15 protein-coding genes are annotated in these 17,121 nt (G+C 66.3%); 6 read left to right on the top strand and 9 right to left on the bottom strand.

Features of this window, described 5'->3' with window-relative positions; all coding sequences use genetic code 11:
• Window positions 1–36 precede the first annotated feature (36 nt).
• The 4 genes from BW990_RS15830 to BW990_RS15815 form a co-directional block, all read right to left on the bottom strand.
• Window positions 37–462, bottom strand: coding sequence for a universal stress protein (locus BW990_RS15830; protein WP_076449496.1), 426 nt, complete (start codon window positions 460–462; stop codon window positions 37–39).
• A gap of 21 nt (window positions 463–483) precedes the next feature.
• Window positions 484–3,243, bottom strand: coding sequence for a TRAP transporter permease (locus tag BW990_RS15825; protein ID WP_076449494.1), 2,760 nt, complete (start codon window positions 3,241–3,243; stop codon window positions 484–486).
• Between the two features lie 178 nt (window positions 3,244–3,421).
• Window positions 3,422–4,378, bottom strand: coding sequence for a TAXI family TRAP transporter solute-binding subunit (locus BW990_RS15820; RefSeq protein ID WP_076449485.1), 957 nt, complete (start codon window positions 4,376–4,378; stop codon window positions 3,422–3,424).
• A 96-nt stretch (window positions 4,379–4,474) separates the two neighbouring features.
• On the bottom strand, window positions 4,475–5,044 hold the full coding sequence (locus BW990_RS15815; protein WP_076449483.1) for a cupin domain-containing protein: 570 nt from the start codon (window positions 5,042–5,044) through the stop codon (window positions 4,475–4,477).
• 336 nt (window positions 5,045–5,380) lie between these two features.
• Here BW990_RS15815 and gabT point away from each other — a divergent pair, with 336 nt between their 5' ends.
• The 4 genes from gabT (at window position 5,381) to BW990_RS15795 (ending at window position 10,438) form a co-directional block, all read left to right on the top strand.
• A complete protein-coding gene (gabT, locus tag BW990_RS15810; RefSeq protein ID WP_076449639.1) occupies window positions 5,381–6,733 on the top strand; it encodes a 4-aminobutyrate--2-oxoglutarate transaminase in 1,353 nt (450 codons plus the stop codon).
• Window positions 6,734–6,903: 170 nt separating this feature from the next.
• Window positions 6,904–8,223, top strand: a complete 1,320-nt coding sequence (locus BW990_RS15805; RefSeq protein ID WP_076449481.1) for an aspartate aminotransferase family protein — start codon at window positions 6,904–6,906, stop codon at window positions 8,221–8,223.
• Between the two features lie 27 nt (window positions 8,224–8,250).
• Complete coding sequence (locus BW990_RS15800) at window positions 8,251–9,846, top strand: FMN-binding glutamate synthase family protein (RefSeq protein ID WP_076449479.1); 1,596 nt, start codon at window positions 8,251–8,253, stop codon at window positions 9,844–9,846.
• A 37-nt stretch (window positions 9,847–9,883) separates the two neighbouring features.
• Window positions 9,884–10,438: a carboxymuconolactone decarboxylase family protein gene (locus tag BW990_RS15795; RefSeq protein ID WP_076449477.1), complete on the top strand. Its 555-nt coding sequence runs from the start codon at window positions 9,884–9,886 to the stop codon at window positions 10,436–10,438.
• A 28-nt stretch (window positions 10,439–10,466) separates the two neighbouring features.
• Here the strand turns inward: BW990_RS15795 and BW990_RS15790 are convergent, their stop codons facing one another.
• From BW990_RS15790 to BW990_RS15770, 5 genes are all read right to left on the bottom strand, one after another.
• Window positions 10,467–11,438 carry an SLAC1 anion channel family protein gene (locus BW990_RS15790; RefSeq protein ID WP_076449475.1) on the bottom strand — a complete coding sequence of 324 codons (972 nt, stop codon included), beginning with the start codon at window positions 11,436–11,438 and terminating at the stop codon, window positions 10,467–10,469.
• Window positions 11,435–12,247 (bottom strand): 3-oxoadipate enol-lactonase, encoded by an 813-nt coding sequence (pcaD, locus tag BW990_RS15785; protein ID WP_076449473.1) that lies wholly within the window; start codon window positions 12,245–12,247, stop codon window positions 11,435–11,437. The genes BW990_RS15790 and pcaD overlap by 4 nt, the downstream gene beginning before the upstream one ends.
• On the bottom strand, window positions 12,244–13,365 hold the full coding sequence (locus tag BW990_RS15780) for an LLM class flavin-dependent oxidoreductase (RefSeq protein ID WP_234990279.1): 1,122 nt from the start codon (window positions 13,363–13,365) through the stop codon (window positions 12,244–12,246). The genes pcaD and BW990_RS15780 overlap by 4 nt, the downstream gene beginning before the upstream one ends.
• A gap of 182 nt (window positions 13,366–13,547) precedes the next feature.
• Window positions 13,548–14,864 carry a TRAP transporter large permease gene (locus BW990_RS15775; protein WP_076449470.1) on the bottom strand — a complete coding sequence of 439 codons (1,317 nt, stop codon included), beginning with the start codon at window positions 14,862–14,864 and terminating at the stop codon, window positions 13,548–13,550.
• Between the two features lie 33 nt (window positions 14,865–14,897).
• Entirely contained in the window at window positions 14,898–15,425 is a 528-nt protein-coding gene (locus tag BW990_RS15770) for a TRAP transporter small permease (RefSeq protein ID WP_076449469.1), read from the bottom strand.
• Between the two features lie 227 nt (window positions 15,426–15,652).
• Between BW990_RS15770 and BW990_RS15765 the strand changes: the two genes are divergently transcribed.
• Window positions 15,653–16,729: a C4-dicarboxylate TRAP transporter substrate-binding protein gene (locus BW990_RS15765; protein ID WP_083950658.1), complete on the top strand. Its 1,077-nt coding sequence runs from the start codon at window positions 15,653–15,655 to the stop codon at window positions 16,727–16,729.
• Between the two features lie 166 nt (window positions 16,730–16,895).
• A partial coding sequence (locus tag BW990_RS22325) for a hypothetical protein (RefSeq protein WP_234990278.1) occupies window positions 16,896–17,121 on the top strand: 226 nt, incomplete at its 3' end.

Here is a 17,121-nt window from a genome sequence, read left to right as displayed (position 1 = left end):
GGCGGCGCGGACGATCCCGCCGCCGAAGTCGGTCGTCTATCGGACAACCAGAACGGGGATGGTGGCGTGGCGCACGACCTTGTCGGCGCTTGATCCTACCAGCATCGTCTGCAGCTCATGCGGCGGATGGGACGCCATGACAACCAGATCGGCGGAGATTTGGTCCGCCACCCGCAGGATTGTCTCGGGAATGTGTCCGTGGGCCACATGTACCTCGAGCTTGCCATGGGCCCCCTCCTCCTTGGCCGCGAGGTCGAGAAGCCCCTGCTTCAGCGTCTCCATCGCCTTCTTCTCGAAGCCCTCCGGCAGGAAGGACGCGATCATGGCCGAACCCAGATCGTGCACGATGCCCAGAAGATGGATCTCGCCCGCGTCGCTGACGCAGCGCCGTGCGGCGGGCAAGGCCTTCTCCCAGCTTGCGGGATGGTTGAGGTCGACCGGAAGAAGCACCTTGTCGAACATGTCTTTCACTCCTTCTGGGGCTCAGGCCGTGGCCGGTTCGGGCCGGCCGCGGCCGCGCTGCATGAAGACGACCATGGCCAGAAGCGCGAAGGCCGGCAGGAACATCCAGTATTTGGACGGTTGCGGCACCGGCATGCGGACCACCTCTACGACCTGGTCCCAGTCGAACCCGGCCTCGGCGGCGGGGCTGCCGAAGGTCACGTTGTCGATCACCACGCTGTCGCCGTCCTTGATGTATTCAAGGCCCGAATTGAACAGCCGGTCCTCTCCCGTGTCGCCTTCGCTGATCGGCAGCAGCGCCACGAAGGTGATCGGCGCGCCGACCTCGTCCACGCCCGACACTTCGAGCCTGAGGTTGTCGCCCACGGGCGTCTGCATCGCCGCCTCCTCGATATTGGAGGGCGCGACCCGTTCGAAGGGCGGGGCCACCATGTCCATCCAGAAGCCCGGACGGAACAGCGTGAAGGCGATGAGCAGCAGCGCCAGCGTCTCGTAGATGCGGTTCTTGGCAAGGAACCAGCCCTGCGTGGCCGCCGCGAAGAGCAGCATGGCCACCGTCGCGGTCACGAAGACGAATATTCCCTGCCCCCAGCCCACGTTGATCAACAGCAGATCGGTGTTGAAGATGAAGAGGAACGGCAGCGCGGCGGTGCGCAGGCTGTAGAAGAACGCCACCACGCCGGTGCGGATCGGATCGCCGCCCGACACCGCCGCCGCCGCGAAGGAGGCAAGGCCCACGGGCGGCGTCACATCCGCCATGATCCCGAAGTAGAAGACGAAGAGGTGCACGGCGATCAGCGGCACGATGAGGCCGTTCTGCTGGCCCAGCGTGACGATGATCGGGGCCAGAAGCGCCGAGACGACGATGTAGTTGGCCGTCGTCGGCAGACCCATTCCGAGGATCAGCGACAGGATCGCCGTCAGCACGAGGATGGCCATGATGTTGCCGCCCGAGAGCACCTCGACCACGTCCGCCAGCGCCGATCCGACGCCGGTCTGGCTGACCGCGCCGACGATGATGCCCGCCGTCGCCGTGGCGATGCCGATGCCGATCATGTTGCGCGCGCCGGTCACGAGACCGTCGAGCAGATCGACGAAGCCGCGCGTGGTTTCGGTGGCGAAGTTGCTCTCGCCGCGCATCAGGGCGGTCAGGGGCCGCTGGGTCACGAGGATGAAGATCATGTAGGCCGCGGCCCAGAAGGCCGAGAGGCCGGGCGACAGGCGGTCGACCATCAGCGCCCAGACAAGCACCACGACCGGCAGGATGAAGTGCAGACCCGACCGCACGGTCGGTCCCGGCAGGGGCAGCACCTGCGGCTCCTCGCTGTCCTTCTCCAGCGTCGGGATCTCCTCTTTCGAGGCGATGTAGAGCAGGCCCATATAGACGAGCGTCAGGAAGACGAAGATGATGTAGCCCGCCGTGTCGGGGAAGACGACGCGGACCCAGCCCATGCCGTAATAGACCGCGAAGCTCAGCGCACAGATGAAGCCCACGATGAAGGCGATGCCGATCAGGCGCTGCACGATGGGCTTGGGCGTGTAGGCCCGCGGCAGGCCCTGCATGTTCTGCTTCATCGCCTCCAGATGCACGATGTAGACGAGGGCGATGTAGGAAATGACCGCCGGCAGAAAGGCGTGCTTGACCACGTCGAAATAGGGAATGCCCACATATTCGACCATGAGGAAGGCCGCGGCGCCCATGACGGGCGGCATGATCTGGCCGTTCACCGACGAGGCCACCTCGACCGCGCCCGCCTTTTCGGACGAAAAGCCCACCTTCTTCATCAGCGGGATGGTGAAGGTGCCGGTGGTCACCACGTTGGCGATGGACGAGCCCGAGATGAGGCCGGTCATGGCCGAGGACACGACCGCCGCCTTCGCCGGGCCGCCGCGCATGTGACCCATCAGCGAGAACGCCACCTGGATGAAGTAATTCCCGGCCCCCGCCTTGTCGAGCAGCGAGCCGAACAGAACGAACAGGAACACGAACGAGGTCGAGACGCCGAGCGCGATGCCGAAGACGCCCTCGGTGGTGATCCACTGGTGGTTGACCACGACGCCCAGCGATTTCTGGCTGTGGGCGATGAGCTGCGGCATGTAGGGGCCGAGGAAGGTATAGCACAGGAAGACCGTCGCCACGATCATCAGCGCGGGGCCGAGCGACCGGCGCGTGGCTTCCAGAAGCAGCATCAGGCCGATGGCGCCGACGATCAGGTCCTGCTGGATGGGCGCGCCGACGCGGGTCGCGATGCCCTCATAGGCGAAGAAGATGTAAAGCGCGGTGGCCGCGCCGGCGATGGCCATGGCCCATTCCCAGACCGGCACCCGGTCCTTGGGCGAGCCGAGCGCCACGCCCGCGATCACCGCAAGGCCCACGATGGGGATCCACCAGCCGGTGCCCGCATCGGCCCCGAGCCAGAAGAGGCCCGTCAGGACCAGCGGCACGAGGATGCCGAGCGTCAGCTGGAACGGCGTGCGCGCGGCGGGATAGGCGAGAAAGCCGAGGAAAATCGCGAAGGCGAGGTGGAAGGCGCGCGCTTCGGTGTCGTTGAAGACGCCCCAGCCAACCATGAACGGGATGGGCGAGGCGATCCAAAGCTGGAACAGCGACCACGCGAGCGCCACGAGCATGATGAGGATGCCGACCGGGCCCGAGGGCGACCGTCCACCCGCATCGGAGGAAGCGACCAGTTCGTCGAGTTCTTCTTGGCTGAGGCCCGCCTTGCCGGCGGCCTGGTTTTCGACCGCCGCGGCCTGGCCCTGGTTCTTCTGATCGCTCATTATCCCTGTTCCCTATCGGTGGGACCGGCGGCTTCTTCGCAAGGCGTCCGCTCTGATCCGTCTGTTCTTGAAAACCGCTGCATCGAATTCTCGGAACGGGCGGCCCGGCGCGTCAGCGCCGGACCCTCCCCTTGTCTCGGGCCCGTGGTTCCGGGCCCGCGGCATCAGGGTGGAGCGATTACTCCATCCAGCCCATTTCGCGGTAATACTTGGCCGCACCGTCATGCAGCGGCGCCGACAGACCGGCCGAGATCATCTCTTCCTGGTCGAGGTTGCTGAAAGCCGGGTGCAGGCGCTTGAAGCGGTCGAAATTGTCGAAGACGGCCTTCACCACGGTGTAGACGGTGTCTTCGGACACGTTGGACGAGGACACGAAGGTCGCGCGCACACCGAAGGTCGGGGTGTCTTCCTCGATGCCTTCATAGAGCGAGGCCGGGATGGTCGCGGTCGCGTAGAAGGCATTCGAGTCGACCAGGCTGTCGATGTAATCGCCGGTGACCGCCACGAACTGCGCGTCGCAGGACGAGAACGCTTCCTGGATGGAGCCGTTCGGATGGCCGACCTGGTAGACGAAGGCGTCGATCTTGTTGTCGCAAAGCGCCTGCGCCTGCTCGGTCGCCTTCAGCTCGGAGGCGAGCGAGAAATCGCTGGCGGTCATGCCGGCGGCTTCCATCACCACGTCCATCGTCGCCCGCTGGCCGGAGCCCGGGTTGCCGATGTTCACGCGCTTGCCCTTGAGGTCGTCGAAGGTCGCGATGCCCGAATCGCCGCGGGCGACGACGGTGAAGGGCTCGGGGTGGACAGAGAAGACCGCGCGCAGCTCCTCGATGGGCTCCTCGAAGCTCTGCTCGCCGTTATAGCCGTAATATTGCTGGTCCGACTGCGCGACGCCCATGGTCTGGTCGCCTGCCTTGATCGCGTTGATGTTCGCGACCGAGCCGCCGGTCGAGGGGGCGGTGCATTGCAGGCCGTGCTCCTCGGTGCCGCGGTTCACCAGGCGGCAGATGGACTGGCCGACCACGTAGTAAACGCCGGTCTGGCCGCCGGTGCCGATGGTGATGAATTCCTGCGCGGAGGCGCCGGAGGCGGCCATCAGCGCGATTGTCGAGAAAGCGGCGGTTCTGATCGTCTTCATACGAATTTCTCCCATTCGATAAATTTGGGCCCGGCATCTGACGCGCCGGGTTCTGGTACCGGGCAGGCTAGGAGCCTTCCCGGAGGATTGCAAATCTCAGAAGCTCGGCGGCGTGCAGGCGCTGATAATGACGCACGGAACGTCACCGATGTTCTGAAATCTGTGCGGTAAGCGGCTGTCGAAGAGGTAGCCCTCCCCGGGATTGAGCACCCGCTCCTGGTCGTCGACGGTGATTTTGATGATGCCTGAGACGACGATTCCCGCCTCTTCGCCCTGATGGCTCAGCATGTCGGGGCCGGTATCGGCGCCCGGCGGGTAATGTTCGTGCAGCACCTGCAGGCTGTGATCGACGGCATTGCCGAGCTGGCGCAGGGATACCCGCGCGGCGGTCTCGCCCATGCCCATGTCCTGCGGCGACAACTCGACGAAGTCGCTTTGACTGTAGAAGTATTTCGAGGGTTCGGAGCCTTCGACCTCGGAGAAGAATTCCGACATGGTCATCGGGATCGCATCGAGCAGCGCCTTGAGCGAAGAGACCGACGGGCTCGACTTGTTCTGCTCGATCAGCGAAATGGCACCGTTGGTCATGCCGGCCCGTGCCGCCAGGTCGCGCTGGGACATCCTGCGCGCCTCCCTCACTGCCCTCAATCGGCCTCCGACGTCCATTCGAACTCCTTGCTAATCGCCCGGTTGATTTATTAAGCGCCGGGGCGCAGCGCGGGTCAATGGGTGTTTTGCGCAAAGGCGGCTTACCCGAACGGGGCCTTTCGGCGTCTTTCAGCCGGTGCGCTGCTGCGTGAAATCGTCGATTGACAATTATATTAAGCGGCGTATGGATTTTCTCATCTGACCCTTTTCACGCCGGAGCGTGCCATGACCAAGACCACCCGGAAGACCACCCGTTCCAAGGCCCAGACCGCGAAGACCACGAAGGCCGCAAAGACCGAGGCCAAGACCGAGACGGCGGCGCCCGTGCGTCAGGCCAACATCGCCGAGACGGCGATGAGCACCGCGCTCGCCTCCGCCAGCGCGCAGGTCGCTTCGGCCACCACGAACGCGGCGCTTCTGGCGCGCAAGAACGCGGCCGTGCCGCGCGGCGTCGCCTCCGCGGCCCCCGTCTTCGCCGCCCATGCCGAGAACGCGGAGCTGTGGGATGTCGAGGGCAACCGCTACATCGATTTCGCCGGCGGCATCGCGGTCCTGAACACCGGTCACCGTCACCCCGGCGTCATCGCCGCCGCCAAGGCGCAGGAAGACCGCTATACGCACACCTCCTTCCAGGTCGTCCCCTACGAGCCCTACGTGGCGCTCGCCGAAAAGCTGAACGCGCTGGCACCGGGCGATTTCGCCAAGAAGTCGCTGCTCGTGACCACCGGCGCCGAAGCGGTCGAGAACGCCGTGAAGATCGCCCGCGCCCATACCGGGCGCCCCGGCGTCATCGCGTTCTCGGGCGGCTATCACGGCCGCACGCTCTTGACGCTCGGCATGACCGGCAAGATCGCGCCCTACAAGAAGGACGTGGGTCCCTTCCCGTCCGACATCTTCCGCGCCCCCTTCCCCGATGCCCGCAACGGCGTGACGGTCGAGGATGCGCTCAAGGGCCTCGAGACGCTGATGCTGACCGATGCCGATCCCTCGCGCATCGCGGCCATGATCATCGAGCCCGTGCTGGGTGAAGGCGGCTACGTGCCCGTGCCCGCCGAGATGCTGCAGGCGCTGCGCGCGATCTGCGACAAGCACGGCATCCTGCTCATCGCCGACGAGATCCAGGCAGGCTTCGGCCGCACCGGCACCTGGTTCGCCATCGAGCATTCGGGCGTCGTGCCTGACCTCATCACCGTGGCGAAGTCCATGGCGGGCGGCTACCCGGTGGCCGGTGTCATCGGCCGCGCCGAAGTGATGGATGCGCCGATCCCCGGCGGTCTGGGCGGCACCTATGGCGGCAACCCCGTGGCCTGCGCCGCAGCGCTGGCGGCGATCGAGGCTATCGAGGCCGAGGGCCTTCTGGCCCGCTCCACCCAGCTGGGCGAGACCTTCCGCGCCCGCTTCGCCGAGATCGGCGCGCGCACGGCCCCCTACCGGATGTGGGACATCCGCGGTCTGGGCGCGATGCTGGCGGTCGAGTTCGTCACCGATTTCGACATGGCGACCCCCGATGCGGCCTTCACCAAGTCGGTCATCGCCCATGCGCTCAAGCGCGGGCTGATCCTGCTGTCCTGCGGCATGCACGGCAACGCGCTGCGCATCATGGTGCCGCTGACCGCGTCGGATGCGATCATCGAGGAGGGCCTTGCCATGTTCGAGGCCGCGCTCGCCGATGCCATCGCCGCCGAACACGCGATTGCCGCGGAGTAAATCCCCAACTCCGCGCAACCGGTCTGCAGCGTCCCGCACGCGCTGCAGACCGGCCTTCCCCCCGCTGCGAACCGAAGCGGCACAGTTGTTTACGCGCCCGACGCCTTTGCCTATCGTGGGTGGGAACGTTCCCCCAAGAGCGCCCTGAAGCCGGTGCAGGAAGGCGAAAGATGTCGCATATCTTCTCCCGTCATTGTCACGCCACACCGCCCCGCGCGGTCGGCGGCGAGGGCTGTTACCTGATCGACGACAGCGGCAAGCGCTATCTCGACGGCTCGGGCGGGGCCGCCGTATCCTGCCTCGGCCACGGCGATGCAGACGTGACCGCGGCCATCGAGGCGCAGCTCGAACAGCTGGCCTTCGCGCATACCGGCTTTTTCACCTCGGAGCCCGCCGAGAAGCTGGCGGATCTGCTGATCGAACACGCGCCGGGCGATCTCGACCGCGTCTATCTCGTCTCCGGCGGGTCCGAGGCCACCGAGGCCGCGATCAAGCTCGCGCGGCAATACTGGGTCGAAAAGGGCGAACCCGGGCGCGGCCGTCTCATCGCCCGCAAGCAAAGCTATCACGGCAACACCATCGGCGCGCTCTCGGCGGGCGGCAACGAGTGGCGCCGCCAGCAATTCGGCCCGCTGCTGCTCGACGTGAGCCATATCGATCCCTGCTACGAATACCGCTACCGCCGCGACGACGAAAGCGCCGAGGAATACGGGGCACGCGCCGCGCAGGCGCTGGAAGACGAACTGCTGCGCGTCGGCCCCGACACGGTCATGGCCTTCATGGCCGAGCCGGTCGTCGGGGCGACCGCGGGCGCCCTCGCCCCCGCCCCCGGCTATTTCAAGCGCATCCGCGAGATCTGCGACAAGTACGGCATCCTGCTGATCCTCGACGAGGTCATGTGCGGGATGGGCCGGACCGGCAGCCTCTTTGCCTGCGAACAGGACGGCATCGCGCCCGACATCCTGTGCATCGCCAAGGGACTCGGCGCGGGCTACCAGCCCATCGGCGCGATGCTCTGCACCGCCGAGATCTACCAGACCCTCGCCGACGGATCGGGCTTTTTCCAGCACGGGCATACCTATCTCGGGCATCCCGCCGCCGCCGCCGCCGGTCATGCGGTCGTCAGCGCCATCCTGAACCGGGGGCTGATCGCGCGCGTCAAAGAACAGGGCGACAAGCTCGTGACGCGCCTCGAGGACCGCTTCGGCCAGCATCCGCATGTGGGCGACATCCGGGGCCGCGGGCTCTTTCGCGGCATCGAGCTGGTCGCCGACCGCGACACCAAGGCGCCCTTCGATCCGGCGCGCAAGCTCGGCGCGGCGCTGAAGAAGGCGGCCTTCAACGAAGGGCTGATCTGCTACCCGATGTCGGGCACGATCGACGGCAAGACCGGCGATCACATCCTGCTCGCCCCGCCCTTCATCATCGAGGATGCGCAGCTCGACGAGCTGGTTGACAAGCTCGACCGGGCGATCACCGCAACCATCTGACGGGCTTGGACTTTCGGGGAGGAAGGCATGCGCTTCGCAGTATTGATCGGGGTCGGCGTTCTGACCCTCCTGGCGCTGATCGGCGTCTTCTGGTCGGCCTGGTTCTGGCTCGGCGTGCTGGTCTTCGGCGTGCTGCTTGCGCTTGGGCTTTACGACTTCACCCAGCCCAGCCACTCGATCCTGCGCAATTACCCGCTTCTGGGGCGGATGCGCTTCATGTTCGAGGGGATCCGCCCCGAGATCCGGCAATACCTGATCGAAAGCGATCAGGACGAGGAGCCGTTTTCCCGCGACAAGCGGTCCATCGTCTACCAGCGCGCCAAGGGAGTGGAGGACAAGCGCCCCTTCGGCACCCGCCAGCGGGTCTACGATTCGGGCTATGAATGGATCACCCATTCGGTCGCGCCCAAACATATCGAGAACCACGATTTTCGCGTGACCATCGGCGGGCCGGACTGCAAGACGCCCTACGAGGCCTCGCTCTACAACATCTCGGCGATGTCCTTTGGTGCGCTCTCGGCCAATGCGATCAGCGCGCTCAACAAGGGCGCGAAGATGGGCGGCTTCGCCCATGACACCGGCGAGGGCGGCATCAGCCGCTACCACCGCGAGGGCGGCGGCGACCTGATCTACGAGATCGGATCGGGCTATTTCGGGTGCCGCACGCCCGAGGGCCGCTTCGACGCGCAGAAATTCTCCGATCAGGCCGCCGATCCGCAGGTCAAGCTCATCGAGCTGAAGCTGAGCCAGGGCGCCAAGCCCGGCCATGGCGGCATGCTGCCCGCCTCCAAGATCTCGCGCGAGATCGCCGAGGCGCGCGACATTCCCATGGGCGAGGATTGCATCTCGCCCGCCGCGCATCCGGAATTCTCCACGCCGCTCGAACTGGTGCAATTCGTAGGCAAGCTGCGCGAAAACGCCCATGGCAAGCCCGTGGGCTTCAAGCTCTGTATCGGGCACCGGCGGGAATTCATGTGCATCGTCAAGGCGATGCTCGAGACCGGTATCGTGCCCGATTTCATCGTCATCGACGGCAAGGAGGGCGGCACCGGCGCGGCGCCGCTCGAGTTTGCCAACCACATGGGCATGCCGCTCGTCGAGGCGCTGGTCTTCGCGCATAACACGCTGCGCGGCGCGGGCCTGCGCGACAAGCTGAAGATCGGCGCATCGGGCAAGCTCGTGACCTCGTTCGACATCGCCAAGGCGCTGGCCCTCGGCGCGGATTGGGCCAATTCCGCGCGCGGCTTCATGTTCGCCATCGGCTGCATCCAGGCGCAGGCCTGCCACACCAACCACTGCCCCGTCGGCGTCGCGACGCAGGACCCGATGCGGCAGCGCGCGCTCGATGTGGACTCGAAATCCCAGCGTGTCTTCCGCTTCCACCAGAACACGCTCAAGGCGCTGGCCGAGATGACCGGGGCCGCGGGCCTCGCCCAGCCCGGCGATTTCCGCCCCCATCACCTGCTGATGCGCGAAAGCGCCCGCGACATGGTCACCGGCGAGGAGGTCTATCCCTACCTGCCCGACGGCTTCCTGCTGCGCGAGGAAAAGGACGCGTTCGGCTATCTCGACCGCTGGCACCGCGCCCGGCCCGCCAGCTTCGAACCCTTCGACGTGGCATGACCGGCGGCCTCGGGCGTCCGCTTGGACGAATTGACAGATGACCAGTGTTTCCCCCCTCGCCCCGCTCGCGGATCAGGACTGGCCCGAGGCGCTGGCCGATCTGCGCACGGGCTTCGCCGGGCGGCTCAACATCTATCGCACAATGGCGCATCACCCCGATCTGCTGCGCGCCTGGTCGGGGCTTCGGGATCACATCGTCCATCACACGGCCCTCGGTCCGGTGCGGGCCGAGGTGGTGATCCTGCGGACGGGCTTCCGGCTGGGGTCGGAATACGAGTGGCAACAGCATATCGAACGGGCCCGGGCGGCCGGGCTCTCCGATAGCCGCATCGCCACCACGATGGGCCCCAAGGCCGCGATGAACGACGAGGACCGGCTTCTGACCGACGCGGTGGACGAGCTTTTCGACACCAAGCGCCTCGCGCCCGCGACACGGCAGGCGCTGCTCGCGGCCTATGGCAAGGCGGCCCTGCTCGACCTGATGGCGACGGTGGGGTTCTATTCGACGCTGGGTTTCATCCTGAATTCCTTCGAGACGCCGCTCGACGAGGATATCGCCGACCGGCTGGCCGCCCATCCCTTCGATCCCTGAGAACCGGCGCCCGGCAACGCCCGCGCGTTCAGTCTGGCACGCAGATCTGACCCGCCAGCGCGGCTTTCAGCGTCCGCAGGCTCAGCGCGCCGATCACCACGCATAGCAGCGCCAGCAGCACCCAGCCGATCCCGCGATGCAGCGCCGAGTCCGCCAGCGCGCCGAACTGGAAGCTCGCGCTGGTGAGCGCCGCCAGCGGAAAGGACAGCGCCCAGAAGGACAGGGCGAAGGGCAGTTTCAAGAGCGATGGCAGCCGCACCGCCACGAGCGCGGCGAAGAAATAGCCCAGGTTGATGAAGATGCGCGCGGGCGCGTCCAGCACGCCGCCATTGAGTTGCAGCCAGGCGAGGCACGCGACCGCGGGCGGCGCGATCAGGATCACCAGCGTCGGCCGCATCCGGCCGGGCATCGGATCGTGAAAGATCAGCCGGTTGAAGACCAGCGTCAGCAGCACGATCCAGAAAAGAACGCCGACGGCGAAGAAATACCAGCTCAGCTCGACATATCCCAGGGGCACGCCCGCCGCGGGCACGACCGCGTTGCCAACCGCCGGGATGAACCAGGCGGGCGACAATTGCCCGGGCCCGAAGGCCCGGTGCGATATCCATGCGGAGAAGACGATCACCGTCATCACCGCCTGCACGCCGGCCCCCACGATCCAAAGCGGCCGGGCCAGCGCCGGCGCGTCGCGGCAGATCAGGAGGGCGATCAGGATCACCGACAGGCTGGCCGCCGGGAAGAAGGCGAGCCGCACCGGATCGCCCCATTCCCGCGCCACATGGCCCGGATAGCGCAGCGCCTTCAGCGCATAGGCGCCCAGAAGCACCGCGAGCACGAGACTGCCCACCCCGCCGATCCAGAAGGACAGCGTCGCGAACCCCGCCGCATAGACCGCAAGGCCGAGGCCCAGAAGCCCCATCGTCATGCCGAAAAGCGCGACCGGCAGATAGGCGAGGCGCGGCATCGCCGCCGGATCGGGCACGGGGGTGTCCACGCTCATGCCGGGTGCGACGGGTCGGGCAGGCCCAGCACGTCGGCAATGGCGATGTTGAACGCCTCGGGCCGGTTGATGTTGGCCAGATGCGCGGCGTCGGGAATCGCGATATAGGCGCCGCCCGGCGTGGCCTCGGCCATGGCCTGCATCACCTCGGGTGCGGCGCCCTTGTCCTCGCGGCCGCCCAAAAAGAGGATCGGCGCCTGCGCATCGGGCAGGTGCCGCAGGTAATCGAGCCCCTTCAGCGCCCGGCAACAGGCGATATAGCCCGCCGGATCGTTGCCGAGGATCATGCGCCGGATCGCCGCCACGCGGTCCGGGTTATCCGCGCGCCAGTCCTCGGTCAGCCAGCTTTCGAGCGTACCGTCGACGATGGCCTCGAGCCCGCCCGCCTCAACCTTGGCGATGCGCTGATCCCACATCTCGCGGATCGGTTGGGGCGCATCGGCGCGGCCATCGGCGCAGATCACCTGCCGCATCCGCGCCCCGTGACGGATGGCAAGGCCAAGCCCGGTCATCCCGCCCATCGACAGCCCCATGAAGGACGCCGTCTCGATCCCCAGATGGTCCATCAGCCCCAGCACGTCGCCCGTCAGATCGCCGAATGTGTAGGGCCCCTCGGGCGTCGACGATCCGCCATGGCCGCGCGTGTCGTAGCGCAGCACCCGGTAGGTTTCGCACAGAACCGCCATCTGGTCGTCCCACATGGACAGATCCGCACCGAGCGAGTTCGACAGGATCAGCCAGGGCGCCTCCTCCGCCCCGTCGATCCGGTAATTCAGCCGGACATGACCCAGATCGGCCGCGATGTTCATTGCGCGGCCTGCGCCGATGCGCGCTCGGCTGCGTCGATCTTGGGCTTGACCTGTTCGGCCAGCAGCACCTTCGAGCGGCGCGACAGCTCCACATCGGCCCAGTCCTTGCCCGCGACCAGAAGCGTGCCGAAGGCGCCCACCTCTTCGCGGAAGGCCATCAGATCGTCGGCGACCTTGTCAGGCGTGCCCCAGATGATGAGCCGCTCGCAGACATGATCGAGCGTGACCTCTTCATCCGGCTGATCATGGTATTCCTTGAACAATCCCAGCCGGTTATGCTTGCGCATCTTGGTCAGGAGCTGGCTGTAATAGAACCGGTAGGGGCTATTCGGATCGGTGGCGTAGGCCCGTGCGGTGTCCGGGTCGTCGGCCACGAAGACGCTTTTTGCGACGCGCCAATTGGTCAGGTCGGCGGGCCGTCCCGCCCGTTCGCAGCCCTCGACATATTTCGGCCAGTGGCTCTTGACCCATTGCGGCATCAGGAAGTTCGCGCTGATCGGCTCCCAGCCGCGCGCCGCCGCCTCGGTCACGCCCTTGGAAAACGGCGCCACGGCGGTCACCACGATGGGCGGATGCGGGCGTTGCAGGGGCTTGGGCATGATGCCCTGCCCGATCTCGGTCATCTGGGTGCGCTCGGTCGAGACCTCCCAGTATTCGCCCTTGATGTTGTAGGGCGCCTCGCGCGCCCAGATCTCCAGCACCATGTTGATCGCCTCGAGGAACATGCCCGGACGGTCGCGGTCGAGATTGCCGAACACCTCCGCATCCGAGGCGAGCCCGCCGGGCGAGATGCCGAAATTGAACCGCCCGTCGAGCATGTGATCGAGCATCGCCACCTGCGCGGCCACCGCCGCCGGATGGCTGTTGGGCATGTTGACCGTGCCGGTGCCCAGCCGCATCCGCTTCACCGCCGAGGCGAGCGAGGCGATGAACATCGCACAGCTGGTGATGTTTTCCGCCGCATCGGTCACGTGCTCGCCCACATAGGCTTCGGTGAAGCCCAGCTCGTCGGCCAGCAGGAAGGCCGCGCGATCCTCGGCCAGCGACTGCCGCCAGTCCTTGTCGACCGGGTGAATCGGCATGGTGAAGAAACCCAGATCCATCGTGACCTCCCGCATTGCTGATCGGAGAAAATCTAGAGTGGCATGCGCTCAAGGGAAAATATCATGGAGAAACCGGCACTGGCGCAGGTGGTGAAGGACCCGGCGCGGCGGCGGCTGCCGTCCGAGGGGCGCCTCTTGTGCGCCTTGCGCCGGGCGGAGTGTCCGGCCCTGCGCGGGCTGCGATCGCCACGCCATCGCTACAGCATCGCCTGCGGCAGCCACGTCGCCAGCGCCGGAACAAAGAGCACGATCAGCGCCGCCACGAGGATCAGCAGGAAATAGGGCGTCGAGCCCACGAAGATCTGCCCGAGCGTCACGTCCGGATCGGGCACAGAGCCCTTCACGGTATAGACAAGAAGCCCGAAAGGCGGCGTGAGCAGCCCCGCCTCGATCACCAGGATGCCGAAGATCGCGAAGGCCAGCGGATCGAGTCCGAGAACGGCCGCCATGGGGGCGAAGATCGGCACCGTCAGCAGGATGATCGACACCGAGTCGACCAGCATTCCCAGCACGATCCAGATCACCATCATCAGCGCGATGATCATCCACGGCTCGACGCCCAGCCCGAAGAACAGCCCCTGGATGAAGTTCACCGCGCCGCCGATGGCCAGCAGGCGCGAATACATCTGCGCGGTGATCAGGAGGAACATGATGGGCGCGGTGGTGCGCCCCGCCTGGTAGATGGCCTCGAGGATCTCGCGCCCGCGCATGCCCTTGACGAGGCCGATCACCAGCGCGCCGATGGCGCCGAACCCCGCCGCTTCGGTGGGCGTGAACATGCCCGTCCAGATGCCGCCGATCACCAGCAGGATGAGCGCGAGGATGCCGAGCCCGCCCACCAGTTCGGAGCGCAGCTCCTCGGGCGTCAGCGGCACGAGGTCCTCCTGGAAGGCCGGCGCGATCTCGGGTTTGCGCATGGCCGAGACCACCACATAGGCGGTGAAGAGAAGCGCCAGCACGATGCCCGGGATGATGCCCGCGATGAAGAGCGCGCCCACGCTCATCTCGGTCAGGATGGCCCAGACGATCAGCAAAACTGACGGCGGGATGAGCATGCCGAGACAGGCCGAACCCGCCACCGCCCCCAGCGCGAAGGTCTGCTTGTAGCCCACGCGCTTCATCTCCGGATAGGCGATGCGCGAGAAGGCCGCGGCGGCGGCGATGGAGACGCCCGTCACGGCAGCGAAGACGGTGTTGCCCGCGATGGTCGCGATCGCGAGCCGTCCCGGCAGGCGTTTCAGCGTGCGGTCGCAGATGCGGTAGAGATCCGACGCGGCCCCTGAGCGCGATATGAAATCGCCCATCAACACGAAAAGCGGGATGACCGCGAAGACATCCTTGCGCACGGCCTCGTAGGCGGTGTTGCCGAGGATCGAGACCGCCGCCTCGAAGCTGCCCAGCATGAACCACACGCCGAGCGCCGAGCAGACCGCCAGCGCCACGCCGATATGCACACCCAGGAAGATCAGCAGGATGAGCAGCGCCAGCATCCAAAGTACGATATCTCCGCCCATATCCGCCCTCCCCCGTCTTTTCTTGTTCTTGTCTCAGTCCTGGCCGCCGATGGGCGCGAAGGCGCCGGGCGCTTCGGACTCGTCGATCAGCCGCCCGCGCCAGTCGAGCCAGATCATCTGCAGGTAGGCGAGCCCGACAAAGGCCGACATCGCCAGCACGACGCCGCGCACCGGCCATGTGGGCACCCGCAGCGATCCCTCGCCCTCGTATTCGCCGATCCGGTAGGCATCGAGGAAGGAGGGCAGCGTGCTCCAGACCAGCCCGATGAAGACAAGCAGGCCCAGAAGCGCCGCGAAGGTGCGCAGGACGCGCCGCGCCAACGGCGGCACCGCGTCCGCGAAGATCGTCGTGCGCAGCATCGAGCCCGAATAGATCGCCAGTGGCAATTGCAGGAAGGCGATGGACACGATGGAATTCTGCAGGATTTCCTTCGTGCCGGGGATGGGCGCGGTGAAGACCGTCCGCCCGATCACGTCGCCGAAGATCAGCGCCGCGAGCGCCAGCGTCCAGAGCGCGGAAATCAGATGGATCGCCCTCGATATCTTGATGGGCACCTGCATCAGACCCTCCCCTGCCTGTTGCCGCCAAAGCTTCAGGGAACGCTACTGAATCTCGGATTTTGGTCAAGGCATTTAATTAGCAACCGATAAATAAGAGGCGTTCGCCGCGACGCCAGCTTGACCGGATCGATATTCTGTGTGGGAATGCGCCTGTAGTTAGCGGTCGATAAATAGACGCCGGAACGGCGCCGCCGCCTAGCTCACGCGATACCAGGGAGGAGACACAGATGAACAAGACGGCTTACGCGCGCAGCATCGCGCTCGCGGCGACGGCGATGTCCTGCGGCGCGACCGCGGCCCTTGCCGAGGATATCACCCTCAGGATCGGCGCCGGACACCCCAATGGCCCCGCGGTCTACGTGGCGGACGTGGCCGATTTCTTCGTGCCCGAGGTCAAGCGCCGCGTGGCCGAGGAGACCGAGCACACGATCGAGTTCGTCGAGGGCTATGGCGGCGCCATCGCCGGCGTGGCCGAGACGCTGGAATCGGTGCAGAACGGCATTCTCGATATCGGCGCCTATTGCATCTGCTTTGAGCCGGCGAAGCTCTTCCTGCACAACTTCCCCTATTACACGCCCTTCGGGCCGCAGGACGCGGCGCAGGGCATGCAGGCGGTGCGCGCGACCTATGACGCGGTGCCCTGGCTCACCGAGCAGTTCACCGCCGAATACGACCAGGTCCTGCTGGGCCTGCACGGCTGGGACAATTACCACCTCGGCACCACCGATCCCTGGGAGACGGTGGCGGATCTGCAGGGCGTGAAGATCGGCGGCGCCGGTCCGAACCTGCCGTGGCTCGAATTCGCCGGGGCCGTGCCGGTGCAATCCACCCTGCCCGACGGCTACCTCTCGCTGCAGACCGGGGTCTATAACGGCTGGCTGATGTTCCCCTCGGCCTATCTCGGCTTCAAGTTCTACGAGCCCTCGCCCTATTACACGCTGATCGGCTTCGGCGCGATGGGCGTGAACGCGCTGACCATGAACCAGCGCAAGTTCGACAGCCTGCCCGAGGACGTGCGTCAGATCATCGTGGAAGTGGGCCGGGCCTACGAGGACCAGTCGGGCGCGTCCAACAATGCGCGGCAGGCCGCCGGGCTCGAAGGCCTGCGCGAGGTGGGCGCCGAGATCCGCGAATTGTCCGCCGAGGCGCGCGCGGGCTGGGCCCAGAGCCTCGTGAGCTTCCCCAACCAGCAGGCCAAGGAAGCCGACAGCCGCGGCATGCCCGGCACCGAGGTCATGAAGACCTACATCGCCGCGGTCGCCGCGACGGGCTACGAGATGCCGGTGGAATACACCGTCGAGTGACCGCTCCGGCGTCGCGTTTTACGGAAGGGGCGGCTCGCAGGCCGCCCTTTTTCCGTCTGCGCGGGACTGTGCACGCTTGACGCTTTTACCGAAACCCCATCTCGCCGCTGTTTGGCTGCAAAGAGCGGATTTGCGTCGAAAGGGGACTTGGCAGCGATGCAGTCGAATGACGGCCAAAGGCGAAGAACGTTCCTGCGCAGCGGTTCGCTCGCATGGCCGCTATGCGGGACCTTCCCGCCATTCGCCGCTCCTGCGCGGTTCTCGCCGCGACCGCGAAGGCAATCGGCAGGGAGGGCGTATTCCGTTGAAAAACCCGCGCTTGATCGAGGGCCGTGGTGCTGATTCAATTCCGCCGATGGGTGGGAGGATTGGCGATGATGGGACCGAGGAAG

This window comes from Roseivivax lentus (genome assembly GCF_900156805.1).
GTDB classification, from domain to species: domain Bacteria; phylum Pseudomonadota; class Alphaproteobacteria; order Rhodobacterales; family Rhodobacteraceae; genus Roseivivax; species Roseivivax lentus.
The sequence above is the reverse complement of the archived record's forward strand: the minus strand, read 5'-3'. Positions and strand labels throughout refer to the sequence as shown.

Bases quoted from the DNA above. Each gene is read 5' to 3' on its own strand.
- BW990_RS15830 (WP_076449496.1), bottom strand. From the start codon at position 462: ATGTTCGACAAGGTGCTTCTTCCGGTCGACCTCAACCATCCCGCAAGC.
- BW990_RS15825 (WP_076449494.1), bottom strand. From the start codon at position 3,243: ATGAGCGATCAGAAGAACCAGGGCCAGGCCGCGGCGGTCGAAAACCAG.
- BW990_RS15820 (WP_076449485.1), bottom strand. From the start codon at position 4,378: ATGAAGACGATCAGAACCGCCGCTTTCTCGACAATCGCGCTGATGGCC.
- BW990_RS15815 (WP_076449483.1), bottom strand. From the start codon at position 5,044: ATGGACGTCGGAGGCCGATTGAGGGCAGTGAGGGAGGCGCGCAGGATG.
- gabT (WP_076449639.1), top strand. From the start codon at position 5,381: ATGAGCACCGCGCTCGCCTCCGCCAGCGCGCAGGTCGCTTCGGCCACC.
- BW990_RS15805 (WP_076449481.1), top strand. From the start codon at position 6,904: ATGTCGCATATCTTCTCCCGTCATTGTCACGCCACACCGCCCCGCGCG.
- BW990_RS15800 (WP_076449479.1), top strand. From the start codon at position 8,251: ATGCGCTTCGCAGTATTGATCGGGGTCGGCGTTCTGACCCTCCTGGCG.
- BW990_RS15795 (WP_076449477.1), top strand. From the start codon at position 9,884: ATGACCAGTGTTTCCCCCCTCGCCCCGCTCGCGGATCAGGACTGGCCC.
- BW990_RS15790 (WP_076449475.1), bottom strand. From the start codon at position 11,438: ATGAGCGTGGACACCCCCGTGCCCGATCCGGCGGCGATGCCGCGCCTC.
- pcaD (WP_076449473.1), bottom strand. From the start codon at position 12,247: ATGAACATCGCGGCCGATCTGGGTCATGTCCGGCTGAATTACCGGATC.
- BW990_RS15780 (WP_234990279.1), bottom strand. From the start codon at position 13,365: ATGCGGGAGGTCACGATGGATCTGGGTTTCTTCACCATGCCGATTCAC.
- BW990_RS15775 (WP_076449470.1), bottom strand. From the start codon at position 14,864: ATGGGCGGAGATATCGTACTTTGGATGCTGGCGCTGCTCATCCTGCTG.
- BW990_RS15770 (WP_076449469.1), bottom strand. From the start codon at position 15,425: ATGCAGGTGCCCATCAAGATATCGAGGGCGATCCATCTGATTTCCGCG.
- BW990_RS15765 (WP_083950658.1), top strand. From the start codon at position 15,653: ATGAACAAGACGGCTTACGCGCGCAGCATCGCGCTCGCGGCGACGGCG.